The following is a 20,089-nucleotide window of genomic DNA, read 5'->3' as shown; positions in this document are numbered from 1 at the left end:
AGAATTCCTAGAATGAAGCGACCTGATTTTGACATTCTTGCCGAGGAAATCTTAACGCAAATTGAGTTGAAAGAAAACCAATTACTTGAATGGGGTTTTATTGGGGGCGGCATTGACGCAGTAGAAGAAGTTCGAACTCTTCTGCGTCGGCCACCTACTTCTTTTTTAGAAGAATTGGTTGAAGAACAGGAATTAACAGAAGATTATGCCATGGCTGTCATCAATAATTTAGTGGAAAGAAAGCTACTATTTCTATTAAATCAAGGCTTATATCGGTCACGATTTGCTGACACGATCCGTTTGCTATATTTATTAAAACAGCGCTTTACCCATGAAGATTGGCAATCAGGAAAAAATTTGGTCAGTAATATTAAGCCAATGCTCACGTATCGAAAATACCCACGGCGTGATATCCCATTAGATGTCATTAATGAAAAACTAAATTCAGTTATCGGTATATCCCATATACATAGAAAAGTCGTCTCAAAATTGCTTAAGGGCGGAGAATTATTACTCTCACAATTTCAATTGGATTCCTTATCCCGAATCTTAAATCAATCAAGAAGTAAGTTTGATTCAGGAACAGTGATCGGAGCAGGGACAGGGTCTGGGAAAACTAAATCGTTTTACATACCAGCATTTGCTGCTCTTATTGAGACATTGTCGAAGGACCCATCGACTTGGACCAAAGTAATCGGTCTATATCCACGCGTGGAATTGTTAAAGGACCAATATCGTGAAGCACTGTCAGAAATCTTAACATTAAATTCTCTCTGTAGTGACCTTGGGATTCGACCGTTGACAATTGGCGGTCTATATGGAGACACCCCGCAGCGGGCTTCAGATGTCCACTCACACAAAGACCGCCAATGGAAAAAAACAAAGGGTGGGTATGAATCTCCTTTTTTTGGCTGCCCGAAATGTTCCAGTCCGATGATTTGGCTTGATGAAGACGTGGAGGAAGAAACTGAACGGTTACACTGTTCGGAATGCAACATGGTTATAGGTGAGGAAAATATTGTCCTCACGCGGAATAGAATGAACAAAACAGCACCTGATATCTTATTTACCACAACGGAGATGATTAACAGAAAACTGCCAAATTCATATGAAAATGATTTGTTTGGAGTGTATTCATCACGCCCGCCGCTGTTTATTCTCTTAGATGAGGTCCACGTATACGAAGGTGTAACCGGGGCACATGTAGCTTATTTACTACGAAGATTAAAATATTTATTGAAACAATTCAATCCATATCGCGGGATTCAGTTTGTCGGTCTCTCGGCTACTCTGTCCAATCCAAGTACCTTCTTCTCGCAATTGGCTGGTTTAGAAGAAAGATATATTGAATACATTACACCGTCCGAGCGCGATTTAGTATCAGAAGGTGTTGAGTATAATTTAGTGGTTCGTGGAGATCCATTTTCCGCTGCAGCGCTTTTATCAACTTCTGTTCAAACTGCCATGTTACTGGGACGGATGTTGGACCCGATTGATAAGGATGTCTCAAAAGGTGCGATTGGCTCTAAATTATTTGGGTTTACCGATAAACTGGATGTCATCAATCGCTGGTTTCATATTGAATTAGAAGCTGAGGGTAAAAATAATCTCAGTAAGTTTCGTGATGAAGGCGAACTCATATCGCTGATGAAAAGAAATGTATTAACCAACACGTTTACTGAACGATCGAAAACAGGTCAAATCTGGGTTACACCAGCGAGAATTGATCCAAAATCATTACAGCAACCGATGCAGGTGGATATTACTTCTTCTCAACATAAAGGGGTAAATGAAAATGCTAAACTTGTCATTGCCACCAGTACCTTAGAGGTAGGGTACAACGATCCAAAAGTAGGCGCTGTTATCCAGCACAAAGCACCGAGGAATTTAGCCTCCTTTTTGCAAAGGAAAGGCCGTGCCGGCCGTGTTCGAGGGATGAGACCATGGATGGTTGTCGTTTCTTCTGCCTACGGGCGCGATCGCTTTGTCTATGATTACCCAGAATTATATTTCCAACCAAATTTAAATGAAATGTATCTTCCGATCCAAAATTCAAACATTCTTCGGATTCAAATGGTATTCTCGTTTATGGAATGGTTAATGGACCGTCTATATAAACAGTCGAAGCGATTGGATGTTCGTGATAAATTAAGCGCCAAAGGGAATATTCGGAATCGAAACTATTCGGATATTATCTTATCCAGTATTCGCGATGTAATGGAAGGACACGACCGGGATCTTATCGATTATTGGAAGAATTCACTTCAGGTGGATGAAGAAACGATTAAACGGATTGCCTGGAGCGAACCACGGTCGATCTTCTTTGATGTTTTGCCAACGATTTATGCCCAATTAAAAGAACAGTTTTCATTTATCCCAGAGGAAGAACGCTCCAATAATCCATTGATTGGTTACATCCCGAGGACGTTATTTTCCTCACTGGATATTTCAGAACTAGCCTTACATATTCCAAAAGCAGAGAAAGTTAGTTACCAACCGCTTGTTTCAGGAATGATGGAGTTTGCCCCAGGGAATGTTTCTAAACGCTACGTGAATGCTTATCGAGTTAAGGAAGCGCATTGGCTTCCAGTAAGTGAGGAAGGTATCGAGGTTAAATCAGAGCGGATGAATTCCCATTGGATTGAGAACGTTGAGCATGATCAGCAAACCATTGCTGTATATGAACCGACTTCTATCACGCTTGACACCATCCCGCATGATATTTCAGATCGCTCAAGTGGCAGGTACAATTGGAATTTAGACATCCAGCCAATCCAGCGTACAGCGCAAAACAGTATTGATTTTCCGATCCAAAGTGCCTTAAAAGAAGTATTTGACCAAATTGAGTACTTTACAAGTGATGAACATAATTCAATCAAAATGACGCGATATGCAATTAAGGCTGAAGGCGTCAAGAAAACGACTAAAGGTGAGGAAACGCCTTTCGATTGTAAATTCGTTCACCAAGGAAGAGATTGTGCAATAGGTTTTCAACGCTATGTCGATGGAATTCGCTTTGATGTCCAGAGTGTAAACACCTTGGAGTTAATAGAGTCAACACTGGGACAACAAATCTTTTCAATATCGAAGCCGGATTTCTTCGATTATTTGTTGAAAAATGACTTGAAAGTTTCCGATAGAGTAAATGTCTTTCAACGACAATGGCTTCTGCAAATTGTTCTATCATCGGTCACCGCGATAAGTATCAGTAAAAATGTGACCCTTCCGGAAGCCATTAAGGAATATAAGCGGGATCTTGTCAGGATTTCCAACCGGACCTTAGAAGCAATTTTCCTCACCACGATTGTCACGGATGAAGATAATAGCGGGACAACCGATGATACAAAGGTGAAGAAAACGCTGCAAGATTTCATTGCAGACTCCTCCTTAATGAATCGAATTTTAGTGCATTTAGAAACACTTGAAGGAGATTTAACGAAGAATGAGCAATTTCATCAGTGGATGAAGTTAACGATTATCGATTCCGTTGCCGCGACAATTAAAGCAGCGCTTGAAGAAATGCTGCCAGATGTGAACACAGAAGATACGAACGTAGATGTAGTGGAAAACAGTATTTGGATATCCGAGACAGAATCAGGTGGGTTAGGTATTATCACGAAAATCGTTTCATCGCTAAAGCATAACCCATCACTTTTTGAAGAACTCTTTTCAAGCAATATCAACCATTGTCCAAGAAATACAATTGCTTCTTCGCTTAAATCTGTCCTGAACCATATTGAAAAAGAACAACTGTCTTCTTTAATTGAAAAAATCCGGTTGGAACAAAGGCTTGAAGTTCAACAGGGGTACTTGACTCAATTGCAGGCGGTACTCGACCAGTTGGGAATCCCACCGAAACGAGATTTAATTATCGGGATGTCGGGCAAATTTTTCCGTAGTAATCGCTCCTACCAAACTGACCAGTTTATGAAAGAAATTCATGTTTTCTGGGAGAGTGAGCAAGAACGTTTACAATTTCAAATTTCTCCTAATGTATTTTCAGTGGCAAGTTTACGCCGGGATGAAATCGCTAGTAAATTGAAGGTTCTAATGCAAGCTGTGAATCTGCAATTAAGCGCAGATAAGCAAACCTTTTTATTCCTTGAGTCTTTTTTACTACATGATTGTCAAGATTCCTGCCCGGAATGTTTGAATTTATATAGCCCCTATCAATCGTTCTTGAAACCTTCGAGGCTGTTATTACGGGCATTAGTGAAACCGACACATGAAATCCATCACTATCCAAGTGGGGATTTTCTTGCAAATGCAACAAAGACACTGGAATCGGAGAAACGTTTGCGAGTTGTAGTCTCCACAACGGATCGAAACGGGTTACAAGCAGAATTGTTCCGTCTGTTCCATACCCCAATCGAATTCAAATTCCAATTGTACTATCCATTCTTAGAGCGGGTCACGAACAATGGCGACAATTGGTATTATGATGTGAGCGTTAGAGAGGTGTCCTATGTCTAATCGAATCATTCGTTCCTTTGGAGGAAGTAATGTACTGCGCGATTATCTTGTGTCCCTATTTGTTGCCGAAGCCATGAACCCAAGTAAGGAACTCTATTTGATTTCACCGTTTTTAAGTAACTCACCGTTAATTGAAAACCGGCATAATCAATATACCGATGTGTTTCCAATGATCAAGTCGAAAACCATTTATTTATCAGATATCCTATCCACGCTTGCCTGGAAAGGGATATCTGTTCGGATTATCTGTGACCATGAGCGGGAAGAGACCAAGCCGTTAATTGAATCCCTATACCACCAGGTGGATTTCCGCAAACTGGAGCAAAATCATGATAAGGGTTTGGTCACCAATAATGTATTTGTTCATGGATCAATGAATTTTACCTACAGTGGGATTTATTTAAATAAAGAAAGCATCCGTACGACATCGAAACAGTCTGAAGTGAATGAAGCGCTAATTGCCTTTCGGCAGCGATGGGAGGAGGCGGATGCGATATGAAGACAGATTTTATTCGGTTTTTATTAAAAGCGAACGGGTCCAAATATAAAGTAACTGAAATCAACCATGAGTTGTTTGTTGACCATCCTGTCTGCCAAGAAATGATCAACCGGTATGCAAATGGAGAAACGGCTATCCTTCCATTCCCAATGAAAAATGAAATCCTTTGGCTTTGTTTACAAGGTGATGAGCAAAAACTTACGATTGATTACGCATCATTGAAAAAATTCATTTTTGCCTATCGAAGCGATGAACAAGACCAAAAGCGCTTGTTTAGCAGACAAGCCTCTGAATTAGGCAGATTAGGCGGTGAAGTTTTTCCAAATGGCTATTATATGTTTATGACACCCGTCGAGAAAGAAGTAGCGATCTGGGATTCGTTAAAACTCTGGTTGACCGTCGCGGATCGAAAACCGGTGATTATCTGGCAAGAATCGGTGATCAATGCCTATACACTAAGGAGCAAATTTCGCCAACAGCTTGAACTGAAAGAGTGGGGCGAAGCGGAGAAAACTCTCGGCGTCATCCGTGAAGGACATTACGTTTCCGATGAAAATTTTCTATTTCTTCAAGTCGAATTATTGTCCGCGCAAAACAAATGGAAAGACATTTGGCATTGGAAGGAATACGAAGCACTTTCAGGTCTCCAGCGAATTCCGAAGGACGTAAAGGTTTCATTGTTAACGGCCTTTTACTTTGTTAAACTTGCTGATTTTGAAATTGAATGCCATTTCGAATCAAGCTACGAGAACTTTAAGGTCAATCGGTTCCAACTGAGATTGTTACTAGATACCCACCTAGGAATTGCAGAAGACCATATTTTACGGATCTTTGCGTATGAAGCAACCTTTGAACAAAACCGTGAAAAATTGAACTTTATCAAAAATCAAATCGAATTAGAAGACACGTTGGCGCTAATCACATTTTTAGAAACAAGGTTTGAGGTTTCAGTAGAACCACCGGTAAAACCAACTCTTTCTCCTGAAGAGCGAGCAAAAGAGTTCCTGTTAAATGGTCAAATTGATGATGCCTATTTAGCGCTTCAAGCTTGCAGTCTCTCGAAAGAAAAAGTAGGAATGATGGCGGTGATTGGGTTTGAAACTTTTTCAAGCGATGTCCAAAAAGAGGCATACCAATTACTATTAGACTTGCCACAAACAGCACAAGATGAACTAGTAGCAGACAGCCATACGAAGAAATACATTCAGTTTATTAAAATGGCCAATGAAGGAATCCAGAAAAAACCACGTCAAGAAGACATAAAGTATACGTGGAATCATTGGTTTCAAAAGGTGCTGGAAGAGCAAAGTGGGTCGCTCGATCATTTGTTTGATGTTTTATACGATGAGGAAAAACTCCCAGTCTTCGTTTGGTCTCCTTCGATGATCGCTGAATTGGGAAGTTTAATGGAAGAAGTATATATGACAACATTTGATTCGAAAAAATCTTCTGTACTAAAGGAAGGTATCACGGTATTTATTTCGGAACTAACGCGTGATAAAGAGTTCCCACGTACGATGACAGCCGATTTATACGGGTTTGCAGTCGAATTACTATTGCTTCACCTGAATAAAAACAAAATCAATACTAGTTACCTCAATCGACTTCTAGAAGGATTGCTGCAGTTAAATATGCTCGAAATCAATAAGTATTGGGGATGGGCTCGGGAATGGTATGACGTTACGCCAATGAAGATCATGATTCCAAACCTATTATTTACACTGGAGTTATTTTACGATTACGGTCAAGACTTGGAGCAGCTGCGAAATGTCTGGAATCAATGGACATCTACTCTCCTAAATGGAATTGCGCAAGTGTCTCCTACAGAAATTCATGACTGGATTAATCTCGGGGAAAACATTGGCGGCGAGGTATTCCTCATTAACACGGTTCGTGACCTTGTGAAAGAAGAGGATGCCGAGGAAGATGAGATTGCAAGCGCACCGGGGGGGTCAATTGTGATCTTTACCTTAAGGGAAAATTCCGCCAAGCGTGCGGCCGAGCAACTGATGAAGCGAAATCCAAAGTTGAAGATTCGCATCAATCTCGATACCCATTTGACGACACAAGCCAAAAGTTTGGCCAGCAATTCAGATGTCGTCGTGCTCGTCACAACCGCGATGAAACATGCACTCTTTTACGGGATAACACCATATTTAAATAGTGGCCCAGTTTACCCGAGTTCATCAGGGACATCAAGTATCGTGGCGGAGATTGAGAAGCATTTTAGTAGCGTGGTTGCGGTTTAATGGAGGGGTAACTTTCCAAGATTCGACGGTGGTCTATGTTACCATTTTATGATTTTTAGCTATATACGGTCACATAGAAGCACTCTATGTGGCCACTATTTTGAATTCCGAAGAATATCGGGTAACATAGGAGCCCTTTACGTTACCACTTTCATAAAAATTCAATCACTTCGGTAACATAGAGCCATTCTATGTTACCATTTTCATAAAACCCAATGCATTTCGGTCACATAGGATTTACTCTATGTGACTTTTTTTTGAGTTTTTCTATTTTTTGCAATAGTAAGTTTTGCGCTACCATTTTTTTGCTATAATGATATTATGAATGTCGACATGGATGGTGAAACTGCTTGCTAAAGCTCATAACATACGAAGGAAAGCGGCCGGATGCGGCGCAAATCCGAACGAAAATAATTGAAAAAAGAGAATATCTATATATTGTTGCAACGAAGGCATTAGAACAAGAACGCGCTAATGAGCAACTATTACCTGCACACCAGATTCCTCAACAAGAAAAGAAACCCATCGCTGTATTTCATCAATTACTAAGGGAATGGATTGGCGGTGCTGCAACGATTGCCTCCCGCGGTGAAGAGAAAACGATGATTCGAAGATCGATACAGAAAGTGGCCGAAAAGGATGAAGTGTTGAAAAAAGTATTACGTCAGGATGTATCCTCATGGGTGAAGGCATTGGCCGACCTTGCTGCCGATGGGCACGATCTAAACAAAACATTTCCAGACCCTTTGGAAAAACAATTGGTTAACCCATTTGTCGGCCAACTTTTACAACAGCTTCAGCAGGAGTATGATCGCGAATTTCTCCTAAATAATAAATGTTTATTTGAAAAGGAAACACGCTCGCGACTTCCTTATTTAGTCGAATACGTAAAACCTCTCATTATCATGGAAGGCTTCACGTTTTTAACACCACTGCAAAAGTATTTTGTGGAAGTATGCAATAAGTTCGGACGTGAAGTCGTATTTATCGTTCCTTATCATCATGAGCAAAGCCATGGATATGAGCGAATTGAAACCACTTATTTTAAAGACCTATTGATTTCAACCCATACCCATTGGAAAAACGCGCCGGTTTCCACGAAGGAAGATTTACACTATTTACAGCAAAACCTTTTCGGTAAACCGTTTCAAGTAAAAGATTGCACCGACCAATCGGTGGAACTGATCAATTTTCCAACAAGAGACCGCGAAATTTTATCATTTATTGCAACATTAAAAACATGGTTTGATGGCCGCTATAAACCGAATGAAGTTGCCATAGTCGTGAGACGGTTACATGAATTCAAAGAAAAACTTCAGGATTTTCTCCATTCCTCAGGATTAACCTACCTTGACGACAATGGAAATACCATCCCTGTAAAAATTAAAACATCACCGAGATTATTACTATTGACACCAGTCGGGAGGTTTATTTTAACACTTTACGATAGTTGGAAAGACAATCATCTCAGTATTCAAAATGAACAATTCGAAACCGTGCTTTCCTCTGGTTGGCTAGGTGCCTCGATCCAGGATTCAACCATCTCGTTCCGAGCAATCAAACATCAGTTTTTCCTGCATTGTGAATCAAAGCAAGATTGGATGATCGCGTTCAATGAACTAGAGAAAGCCATCAAGGAAGACCAAACAACATTATCAAGCCGAATGCCCATTCATTCAGTTACAAGCGAAAATATTGCACACTGGCGAAAAACCATCAACATTCTAGAAGAAATTTGCTCAAGGCTATTTCAAGCAAAAAAAGGCGGAATCGCAAAACACATTCGAGTATTGCAAGATGAATTGAAACGTTTAGAAGTAGAGAATATCCGCCAATATGAACAAGATGTCTTAGTGAAAATCCAGGAAGTTTTTGAAGAATTAAAGAGCCTTTATGCCTTAGACATTACACCATCGGAATTTGGGGAAGCACTCCATGCCCTCGTGAATCAACAACCTGACGATCAAGACGAGGACGGAACAAATGAGCCTTTTCCTGGTGAAAACCTGCTATGGATTACCACTCCAGAAGGAATCGACGGCATGGAACGAAAGGCGATACTTTATCTTGGGGTGGATAATCAACATGTACCAGCAAAATTGCCAATGACCTGGCCATTTTTCACCGATGAACGGGAAGAACATTTGCAAAAAGAACGCTATATGTTTTTGACGGTTGTTAGGGCAGCGACTGAACATTTAATCATGACATCTAGCCGGAATGACGGCGATAAAGTGTTGCAACCTAGTGCTTACATTAGCGAGATGGCACGATTGTTAAATCAAAAAATATCCAATCCGACAACGAGAGATTTAATAGATGCCAGCCTGGCACCTGAATTTGTCCCAAGTTTTCATCGTACACCGCACCGAAAAAAGAAATTTCTTTTGACGGATTTAGTTCAGTATGGCTTATGTCCCCTCCGGTATAGCTTAGAAATTCGGCATCCAGAAGCGAAACAGTATCGGAATGATTGGCAATTAGAGGTTTTCGCCCAGGGCGTTTGGATGAATAAAACATTTGAGGCACTCGCTCGTTATTATGGTGCAAACCGTAAAACGGAAGGTGTTGATGCGGTCTATGGGTTGTTTTGCCGAGCTATGACACATGTGGAACAGGAAGTGAAAAAATTATTTCTTTCCTTTGATAATGTGACCTGGCATGGAATCAAACAACAAGTTGAAAAGCAAATGAAATATTACGCAGTGAATTCCAAGGATTATCCCGTCCATTTTGAAAAAGGGCAGAAGAAAACCTTTGATTTAATTATGGATAAGAATTCTCAACATCTGGTCAAGATTGAAATCGATTTTCCAATTTTTTTGGTTTCTGGGTTTATTCATAAGCCCTTATTAGACAGTATTTCAACATCCGAATGGCTGCTCCCTGGGAAGAAAGTGGAACAGAACGACGAAGAGGAGCGAAATGTAGAGGAAGAAGAATGGTTATTTTCATCGCTTTATGAAGCAAGACAATGGTGGAGTAAGACCGCCGATGGAGTCTTAGCAGAAGGTAAGCAGAATCGAAATAATTTTCAAGAATCAAGGTATCAGCATTATCTGCAGTCTAAAGAACGAATCGGGCATTGGATAGAGGATATTTGGAATAACAAGTTCCCTGCTAATATTGGTGACCATTGCAAAGTTTGTCCGGTACGAACAGAATGCTTAGGTGTAGAAATGGAGGGGACTTACTATTGAACCTGAATAAAGTAAATGAGGATTTGGTTCGCGGTGGGCAGCCATTAACCCTCCAGCAGGTAAAAGTAGTCGACCATGTGTTGGCTCACAAGGTGACGGTGGTTTCAGCAGGAGCAGGAACAGGGAAAACCCATACAATGATTGCGACCGTTCTCCATATCCTTGATATCAATCATGAAGTGAAAATCGATGACTTTGCGTTAATTACATTTACCAATGCCGCTGCCGATGAAATGCGGAACCGTCTAGGTGAAAAGCTAGAGGAACGATTAAAACAAGCCATTGATGAAAAAAACGAGGCTAAAACAGCTTTTTGGTTTGAGCAAACGGAACGATTAGCCTCCTGTTTTATTGGAACGATTCATTCCTTTTGCTCGATGCTTCTCAGAACATTTGGCTATGAGGAGCGTATTCCCCATGAAACGGAAGTGTTGACGGCCAGAAGATATTTTCTGGAGTCGATGAGGGACACGATGAATTTTGCTATGAATGATAAGGATTTGTCGGTTTTGTTTAATGACCTGAATTGGCCACCATATGAAATGAGAGCTTTCCTGGAAACCATTTATGAAGCCTTGAGAAATAAAGGGCGTGAAATGAAGGATGTTCTTGAAGAAACACTACAGCAGCAAGAAGATGATGGTCATTATCTTAGAAAAGCCATCGTAACCTTTTTGAAAAAATTAGATGAACAATATAGCTCTCTCAAGAAAAATAGCGGCGGGGTCGATACTACCGATTTGTTAATGATTACGGCAAATGTGATGGAGAAATATGGGGATCACATTCTCCACCTATTAATAAAGCGCTTTAAATATGTGTTCGTGGACGAATTCCAGGATACCGACAAAATTCAAAAGCGCATCCTTGACCAATTAATCCCTGCTTTAATGGGTATTTTGGTTGTGGGTGACCGTAAACAAGCAATATATGGATGGCGCGGTGCGGATGATTCGGTCCTTACCAATCTGGCCAAGGAAAGCGGAATGGAAAAGCCACTCGTATTATCTGTCTCAAGAAGACCTACCGCACCGTTATTAGAGGCTCAAAACCATTTGTTTCAAACGATGAGTACCAGGTATGAAATTATGGCGGAATTATTAGAAGGGCATGCATCACAAAGAAGCCCGAGAGATTCATTAACGCCATTCCACTATGTGTTTGCTGAAAAAGCTAAATTACCGGAACGAATAGCAAAAACCATCACATATGTAACCCGATTAGTAGATCAACAGATAATCGACATCGATGATAAACACGAGCCAAGATTCATCCAATATCGCGATATCTGTATGTTGTTCAGGTCCAATCAACAGTTAATGAATTATGCAAAAGAATTAGCCAATCGGGACATTCCCTTTGTCATCGAAGCAGGCGGTAAGTTTTTTCAAAAACCAGAAATTGTTGGTTTTTACTATATGTTGCAAGCGATCCTAAGGTATCCCAATGATGTGGCACTCGATTTACTGTTACAAACTCCATACCTACCTATTCAACCCCATGACTACACCTTAAGGAACTATGATCAGGATAGTGATCCATTATGTGATTGGTTGGCATCTGATGAGAGGGTTCGCACCTGGTACAATGGGATGATGGAAATCCGCAAGCGGTCAAAAATCGATTTAGTACCGCAGCTGTTAATGAATTTGCTTGAATTTACTAAAATTCGTGAATGGTATACAAAAGTGGAAGACTATCAAGCGGTGGCCAATCTTGAAAAACTCGTCATGTGGTCTAGAGATTTGATGAATTCTGAAGCTTTGACACTGCAGCAGTTTACGGACCGCTTGCAATTAGCGATTCTGGCGGAGGAAGAAATGGACGAAGCAGATATTGGCGAAGAGGCGGAAAAGAAAGATGCCGTCATCTTATCTACCATTCACTCAGCAAAAGGCTTGGAGTACCCTATCGTATTCATTCCAGAATTACAAAGACCATTAACAAGTGACCGCAATATCCCTCCATTCTTTGCATTTCCAGGTGAGGGGCTCGATGTGAAATTACAGGGAGATGTTGGTCAATCCTCCGAGTTTACAGAGCGTGTGAAACGATACAAAAAGGATTTGCTAGAAGAAGAGGCACGTGTATTATATGTTGCCGTCACAAGGGCGAAAAATGCGGTAGTTTTTACAAGTGGTGGAAGCAGCAGGCAATCAAGTCCTGAATTCTGGTCATGGAAAGATGAAGTAATGCCAGCATTTCGATCTATGCCCAAAAAATTAAGATTGGGGACTAGTTAAAAAGGTAGAATGGGCAGAGCGAAAATTGTCGAAAGTATGAAGAAAAAAATAGTAGAATAAGATTATCACATGAATAAAAATCCGCGTCCTGCGGTGGAGATTCTAGCACCCTCGGTAAAAAAACTAGGACGAAGCGGTACTTCTTATCTAAGAGGTGCTGTTTTTTCTTTGTACTCAAGTCTTTCAGCCATGGAATAATAACGGTTTATATTTATGAAAGTACTTGAGACTAAACAAAAAAGGGTTTGCAATATAATTTCTAAAGAGGACTAACCTGGTTGCGGTTAGTCCCTTGTTTTATTTAAAACAATTATTATTCTGAGAAATTTAATAAATCAAATGAAAATGTTTTGTCGCACAAATATGACATGTCCGGTTATTAAACCGATATTCTCGTGAAGTAAACTCCCCGCAGAATTGGCATGTTTTATATTGCCTTTTACGAGAATTAATTGTTTTCAATAATGCATCGAGAACCATATTTTCTTGTTCCTCATGTGAAACTTGCTCTAGGGTCTCCCAATTTACTTGATGTTTTGTAATAGTTATCGGTTCTGGATAGTGTCCGTGCCATTCGATGGAATGGTATCCAATTGCAATGCCTTCAAAGGTAGATTGAACAAAAACTTCAGGTTCATCCGCAAATCCCACAATAGGAAAAGAATAGATTGGATGGTCAAATAAGACTCTTTGTAATAGACCATTAATAGCAATTCGTTCTTTTACCCATTTGGCAGCTTCTTTTTTAATATTCGTTACTTTCGGTGATCCTTGAACCAATTCTGAATTACTAAGGAAGATAATCGATTTCATCTGATGGATCAGATTAATCGTCTCCAAAATTCTCTTTCCCCATCCATCCATCGAATGAAAGGAACGATAAATCTCATGTACCACTCCGGCAGCATTCATCTCGGGGTCATGGTCAAGATATTGATCAAATTTAGAAGTCTCTTTTAAGATAAAGTTGATATTATTTTGAAAAATATGTTCCTCTTCGAAAAACTTTATTGGAAAAAACAAATCATTAGGAAAATGGTCTCGTGGCAATTTTTGTTCCACTTCAAAGTAAAGATTCACCGCTTTCGGCAATTTCATTCCATAAGAATAAAATTCAAGTAGTATGCGACCCATATTTGTCAGGTATTCCTCAAACTCATCTTCATCAACGGAATCTGAACATACATCTGATAAACGGTCAGTTATTACTCGTAATTCTTCTAGATATGGATCAGGATCCAAATGATAACCCTTATCTCCGGTCATGATTCGATAAATATAATCTGCACCTTCATACTGTGACTTCGGTACCTTTATGCATTTTTGAACTTCAAGTTCATCATGATAATTACCTAACTTTTCTTCTGAGACTACCCAATTAATTTGAGGGGTTTTTATTTTTAAGATCCTTGCTAGTTCCTCAATATTTTGTTCATCTAAATCCTCTAAAGCCAGGATTCTGAAAGTTTCGGTCATGTAAACAGCCCCCAGTAGTAATAAAAAAATGGATGATATTTAATATTAAAGCAGTAAAGGATATTGATTTGTCATAAGTAGAATACCGGCAGCCTAATGTAATTTTAATGTTTAAATTATTGGATAAAAATTTACAAGCGCTTGCAGAAGTTTGCCGCATAGAAGAAGAGTTTCTTGAATTTTGCATAGTGAAAGAAAATGAACCTGCCTATGGAACTCGAAACTAATAGAAAAATCCGATACTCATTTAATTCCCATGGTTGCTCAAGCAACAGGAATTAGCGAACATGTGTTATTCCATTATAATAAGTATATTGAAAGTAAAAAACAATTAGTAAGTGAAAGCTAAAAAATTAACTTTCATCAGAGCATTAATCATCATAGAAAATGAATTATGCAGAAACTGTCGACAAATTTCGCAGGAAGTAGTAAAATAACTTCATCAATAATATAAAAATCCGCTTCTAGCGGTGGAGGTTCTAGCACCCCTCGGTAAAAAAACTAAGATGAAGCAGTACTTCTATCTTGGGGTGCTGTTTTTTCTATTTTGAAGGGGGTTTTCCTTAATATGCTAAAAGATGAAAAAGCAATTGTTGTGTTTAGTGGTGGACAGGATAGCACCACTTGTTTATTTTGGGCTCTAAAAAACTTTAAAGAAGTAGAAGTGGTTACATTCGACTACAATCAAAGGCACAGTCTTGAAATCGAATGTGCAAAGAATATTGCGAATGAACTTGGTGTCAGGCACCATATCTTAGACATGTCGTTGTTAAATCAACTGGCTCCGAATGCATTAACTCGTTCAAATATCGAAGTTACCGATGGCGGGGAAGGGGAACTTCCATCCACTTTCGTTCCAGGTAGAAACTTATTATTTTTAACTTTTGCTGGTGTGTTAGCAAGACAGATTGGTGCCAAGCATCTAATTACCGGAGTTTGTGAAACGGATTTTAGCGGCTACCCAGATTGTAGGGATGTCTTTATTAAATCATTGAATGTAACGCTAAATCTGTCTATGGATGACCAATTTGTCATTCATACCCCGTTGATGTGGTTAAATAAAGCAGAAACATGGGCATTAGCAGATGAATTAGAGGCTTTTGAATATGTCCGTGAAAAAACATTAACATGTTACAACGGAATCATAGCAGATGGATGTGGAGAGTGTCCTGCTTGCAAATTGCGTCAAAATGGTCTTGAGGAATATTTAAAAGTTCGAAAGGAGCGATAATATATGTTCGGGTTTCGAATTGTCGATGAACTGCAAAAAATTGACAAAGATATTTATCGAGATCAATTAAAATATCACAACAAGAGAGTATTAGTAAGTAAGGAATTTACTTTTGATGCTGCCCATCATTTACACGCTTATGATGGGAAATGTATGAATTTACATGGTCATACTTATAAAGTAATTTTTGGTATAAGTGGATTTTTGGATGACCGTGGTTTAATGATTGATTTTGGTGATATAAAAGATATTTGGAAAAATGAAATTGAAATTTATCTTGATCATAGATATTTGAATGAGACACTTCCACCAATGAATACAACAGCAGAAAACATGGTGGTCTGGGTATATGAAAAAATGAAGGAATCACTAAATAACGAAGACCGACAGAAACAATATATAGGGGCAAGAGTTGAATTTGTCCGCCTCTATGAAACTCCTACAAGTTATGCAGAAGTAAGAAGGGAGTGGATGGAAATTGACTAAAATACCTGTAATGGAGATTTTTGGACCCACCATTCAAGGTGAAGGAATGGTCATCGGGCAAAAAACGATGTTTGTTAGGACAGCCGGCTGTGATTATTCTTGTTCATGGTGTGATTCTGCTTTCACATGGGACGGGTCTGGAAAAGATCTAATTAAGCAAATGGACGCAGATGAAATATGGAAAGAACTTATTTCTCTTGGTGGAGATGGTTTTTCTTTTGTTACTATATCGGGTGGAAATCCAGCATTATTAAAGAATCTCAGTTATTTAGTGAATCAACTTAAAGAAAATAATATAAAAATTGGTCTAGAAACACAGGGAAGTAAGTGGCAGGATTGGTTTTTTGATATTGATGAATTAACAATTTCGCCCAAACCTCCAAGTTCTGAAATGCATACCGATTTTGCTACTCTTGACACTATTATCCAAAAGCTAAAGATAACAAAGTCTAATAATCATGTTAGTTTGAAGGTTGTTGTATTTGATGATCAGGATTACGATTATGCAAAGAAGGTTCATCTTCGATATCACGACACTCCATTTTTCCTTCAAGTTGGTAATGATGATATTAAATCCAGTGATAACCAACAGCTTGTAAATCAGTTATTGCACAAATATGAATGGTTGATAGATAAAGTGATGTTAGATAATGAGCTAAAAAACGTGAAAGTGCTCCCACAACTACACACCTATATTTGGGGAAATAAGCGTGGTGTTTAGTGGTCACATTATACAACTACCTTCACATATGAGCATAAATAACTAAACAAAAGGTAGGAAGCAAGTATCATACACCAATCGTTCAAAAATAGAGGAAGATGTACGCTTATTATTAGATGCATTTGGTGAAACCTGGGGCAAAAACTATTACCACCGCAATTTGAGGGGAATTCAGATAGTACTACTCGAATAAAGCCTTTTTTATTAATTTACAAATAAAATACTCAGTTAAAAATTATTTTAATTATTTTTAGCCGAAACACCTCATTAAATTTTACAAATATAAATTTTTGAAGTAAAATTAAATTAAGAACAAATGTTCTCATCGGTGATATTACTTCTGTTCTTATATTAAGAATGAGGTGATACATTTAAGAGGAATTTTCTATTTTGTTTTAACTCTCAATTGCAAACGTAGTAATTATTCCAGCAGGTGCTTCATCATAACTTTGTGTATCATCCTTTTATTGGGAAATTTAGCATTTTTTCATTCTTTTAAACATTTTAGGTGATTAGTAGAAAATTAGAAAGTAGGTTTGAAAATGAGAATTCTTCTTTATTTAATTTCAATAGTAGCAGCCAACGTTTTAACTGCGGCTATCGCTCCATTACAACTAGGAGTCTTTATTGTACCTATGGGTACATTATTAATAGGGGCAACTTTTATCTTCCGTGATTTGGTTCAAAATAAATACGGAAGAAAGAAAACCTATATGTTTATCGGAACTGCACTAGTATTATCGGCAATAGTATCCGCTTTATTGGGAGACACATTAATCATTGTATTGGCATCGGCAATCTCATTTGCGATTGCTGAAACAACAGATACCGAGATTTATACAAGGTTAAACCTGCCAATGAGTTTACGGGTTCTATATAGTGGGATCGTCGGTGGTTTACTAGATTCTGCGATTTTTGTTGTAATTGGTCTAAGCCCGTTGGGGGCAAACTTCCTTCCATGGGAAGCTGTTCCAGCAGCAATTTTAGGTCAAGTCATTGTTAAGACAATAATCCAAGGAGTTGCAGCATTGGTCATTCACCAAACCAACCATATGGCAAAAAATACAGTATCTAATTAAGAAAGGAAAGTTCCAAACTCATCCGAAAATGAGTTTGGAGCTTTTTTATATGATTTTTATCAATCTTGCAAATATATTGTTGTTTAATGGAAAAATAGTGTTTTAAAAGCAGTGGTTTTTTGAAGGAAAAACCTGATTGTTAAGTAAATGTAATTAAATATGCCATACATACTTATTTTTATAAACTTAATTTTTTCTCCTGATTATTGAACTTTTAATACTAGAACAGTAATATCAGACATTAGGCTGTGTTATGGTCTTACTTTACCATCAATTGTTCTAACCATTTCAAAAAAAAACGTACGCTGATCTTCATCCCACTCCTTACAAATTAAATAATCTCGACCATGAATGCTATAAATACTACCCGAATATTTTTTATAGTCAATGTTCTTGGGATCTTCTAAAAATTTTTCCTTTTCGATATGTTTTAGGAGTGGGGAATTGAGGTCAAATGTTTCCATCGAGTACCTCTCATCCAACAATTGTTGAATCGTTTCATCTGTTAGTTGACCTGTTACTACTAGTTGTCGAATGACCGATCGTACGAGCAGTCCAATCCCAATCAGCCTATTTTTGGATTGAACTTTTCTAAAATACTCCTCAGTATTTGTTGCAGCGATGGTATTCTTAATATTCGATACCCCAACCTTCGTATGAGAAGCAACTTTTACAGAAGGACTTAGTATTTGGTTTCGATATTCTTCATTTAGATAAAGTATAAAGGAAAATTGAAAGCCAAAGACCTTGAAAATTTCATTTAGTGCTTTTACCGCGTTTGTAAGTGGTTCTACAATAGCCAGATTTGTTTTAGGAGCTGCAAATATGATTGTCCCTTTTGAGAGGTTATAAAAGCCATGGATTTGCATAGCAGTTCGAATCATATTTATTAAAATTCTTTCAATTACAGGAGTGATATTTTTAGCATTGTGACCTACATGATTAAAATCAGCGTTAATTACATAAAGATTGGATTCAATTCCAGATAGTATTTCCATTCCCAATGCATCAATTACACTGAGTTGTAGAGACTTCAAAAAGGATTTCATATTACTAAATATAGTATAGTTAAATCTTTCACTAAAGAACTCGTGTAAAGAAGTTATAACTTCCTCAATAGTATCCTCGTTATGTAATACCCATGAACTAGAGGAAACCTTCCAGTGAGTTTGAGTGATCTGACATTTCTTGCTATCTTTTAGCCATGAAACAAGTAATGATTCACTATTTTCCATGTTAATTCTCCCAACATATAGTTCTATACATTATAATTTATAATTAATTTGCCATTTCATCCATCAATTCAAGCCATTTTAAAAACTTCGGACGATGGATTTCACTCCAACTGTGACATAGTAAATACTTATCGCCATTAATGATATAACTCATATTCCAATATCGTTTAAGGCCATTAACCTTTATTTGTTCAATTATGGTTTGGTCTTTGTCGACTTTCTTCAGAACAGGGAAGTTAATTCCGAATGTTTCTCTACAGTATCTTTCATCTAATAAATTTTGGATCATATCGTGTGATAGTTGATTATTGCTAGCATATTTGCCAATTTCATTTCGAACGAGGATCCCTATTCGTAGGAAGTTACTTCTTTCATTCGTTTGATCTTGCATTGTCTCTGTTAACTCTTTTGTATTCTTGTCTGGTCCCTTTTTACCTTTTATTTGACTAGTTAGTGGGTCAAGTATATGTACTGTATATTGCTCATTTGTATATATCATGAAGGTGAATTGAAAGCCATAAAGTTTAAAGACTTCATTTAATGATCTTACTGCGTCATTGAGCCCTCCATTTATGGATGAATCTAGTGAAGGTGATGCAAAGATAATTGTCCCATAGGGGAGGTCATAATATCCATGAATGAGCAGAGCAGTTCGAATCATTTCATCAAGAATGTTTTCGATTTTAGCAGAGACAGATCCAAATTTACTAACATCTGTGTCGAAAGTAGTGTTGATTCCATATATGTTCGACACTGTTCCTGATTTAATTTCAAGTCCTACTACATTAACCTTACCTTGTTTCAAGAATTGAATAGTGGAACCAACATTTTCTAAGATATTAAAGCTAAATCTTTGATTAAAAAAATCCTTTACAGATGCGATTACTTCTTCAATTATATCTTCATTATGTAATACCCATGAGCGGGTAGAAACCTTCCAATTTAATTGGGTCATTTGACATTTCTTAATTTCCATCAACCATGAAATAATCGATGATGCTTTATTTTGTATACGCATTCTTCCATCTCCCAGTGCTACTGCATTAATCTATGAAAAGTATAACAAACTTTGGATAATCGTCCAATCTGACTAACCAATCCAATCGGCAACCAAGGAAAAAAAGTAATGGAATCTAAAAAATATACATAAGGGAAAAAAGTCGTGCTTATATTTAAGTCTTATTGCATAATAAGAGT

Annotated in this window: 12 protein-coding genes; 9 read left to right on the top strand and 3 right to left on the bottom strand. The window is 38.2% G+C overall.

Features of this window, described 5'->3' with window-relative positions; all coding sequences use genetic code 11:
• The first annotated feature begins 12 nt into the window (after positions 1-12).
• From dpdJ to QFZ87_RS15785, 5 genes are all read left to right on the top strand, one after another.
• Complete coding sequence (dpdJ, locus tag QFZ87_RS15805) at positions 13-4,473, top strand: protein DpdJ (RefSeq protein ID WP_309863149.1); 4,461 nt, start codon at positions 13-15, stop codon at positions 4,471-4,473.
• Positions 4,466-4,972: a phospholipase D-like domain-containing protein DpdK gene (gene dpdK / locus QFZ87_RS15800; protein ID WP_309863145.1), complete on the top strand. Its 507-nt coding sequence runs from the start codon at positions 4,466-4,468 to the stop codon at positions 4,970-4,972. Before dpdJ ends, dpdK begins: the two co-directional genes overlap by 8 nt.
• A complete protein-coding gene (dpdD, locus tag QFZ87_RS15795; protein ID WP_309863142.1) occupies positions 4,969-7,221 on the top strand; it encodes a protein DpdD in 2,253 nt (750 codons plus the stop codon). The genes dpdK and dpdD overlap by 4 nt, the downstream gene beginning before the upstream one ends.
• A gap of 350 nt (positions 7,222-7,571) precedes the next feature.
• Positions 7,572-10,421, top strand: coding sequence for a PD-(D/E)XK nuclease family protein (locus QFZ87_RS15790; RefSeq protein WP_309863139.1), 2,850 nt, complete (start codon positions 7,572-7,574; stop codon positions 10,419-10,421).
• Positions 10,418-12,664, top strand: coding sequence for a UvrD-helicase domain-containing protein (locus tag QFZ87_RS15785; RefSeq protein ID WP_309863136.1), 2,247 nt, complete (start codon positions 10,418-10,420; stop codon positions 12,662-12,664). The genes QFZ87_RS15790 and QFZ87_RS15785 overlap by 4 nt, the downstream gene beginning before the upstream one ends.
• A 327-nt stretch (positions 12,665-12,991) precedes the next feature.
• On the opposite strand, the gene QFZ87_RS15780 is transcribed toward QFZ87_RS15785, so the two are convergent.
• Complete coding sequence (locus tag QFZ87_RS15780) at positions 12,992-14,140, bottom strand: hypothetical protein (RefSeq protein ID WP_309863134.1); 1,149 nt, start codon at positions 14,138-14,140, stop codon at positions 12,992-12,994.
• Positions 14,141-14,708: 568 nt separating this feature from the next.
• Between QFZ87_RS15780 and queC the strand changes: the two genes are divergently transcribed.
• From queC to QFZ87_RS15760, 4 genes are all read left to right on the top strand, one after another.
• Positions 14,709-15,371, top strand: coding sequence for a 7-cyano-7-deazaguanine synthase QueC (gene queC, locus QFZ87_RS15775; protein WP_309863131.1), 663 nt, complete (start codon positions 14,709-14,711; stop codon positions 15,369-15,371).
• Positions 15,372-15,374: 3 nt separating this feature from the next.
• Entirely contained in the window at positions 15,375-15,857 is a 483-nt protein-coding gene (queD, locus tag QFZ87_RS15770) for a 6-carboxytetrahydropterin synthase QueD (protein ID WP_309863127.1), read from the top strand.
• Complete coding sequence (gene queE / locus QFZ87_RS15765) at positions 15,850-16,578, top strand: 7-carboxy-7-deazaguanine synthase QueE (protein WP_309863124.1); 729 nt, start codon at positions 15,850-15,852, stop codon at positions 16,576-16,578. Before queD ends, queE begins: the two co-directional genes overlap by 8 nt.
• Positions 16,579-17,120: 542 nt before the next feature.
• The gene (locus tag QFZ87_RS15760; protein ID WP_309867909.1) at positions 17,121-17,657 is read left to right on the top strand and encodes a VUT family protein; all 537 of its coding nucleotides are present in this window, start codon (positions 17,121-17,123) and stop codon (positions 17,655-17,657) included.
• Positions 17,658-17,908: 251 nt separating this feature from the next.
• Here QFZ87_RS15760 and QFZ87_RS15755 read toward each other — a convergent pair whose 3' ends face one another.
• Both QFZ87_RS15755 and QFZ87_RS15750 read right to left on the bottom strand, forming a co-directional pair.
• Positions 17,909-18,892 (bottom strand): hypothetical protein, encoded by a 984-nt coding sequence (locus QFZ87_RS15755; protein ID WP_309863121.1) that lies wholly within the window; start codon positions 18,890-18,892, stop codon positions 17,909-17,911.
• Between the two features lie 43 nt (positions 18,893-18,935).
• On the bottom strand, positions 18,936-19,910 hold the full coding sequence (locus QFZ87_RS15750; RefSeq protein ID WP_309863118.1) for a hypothetical protein: 975 nt from the start codon (positions 19,908-19,910) through the stop codon (positions 18,936-18,938).
• Positions 19,911-20,089 lie beyond the last annotated feature (179 nt).

The sequence above is a fragment of the Bacillus sp. SLBN-46 genome, from assembly GCF_031453555.1.
Classification (GTDB): domain Bacteria; phylum Bacillota; class Bacilli; order Bacillales; family Cytobacillaceae; genus Neobacillus.
Note: the sequence above shows the minus strand (reverse complement) of the source record. Positions and strands in the feature narration are given on the sequence as shown.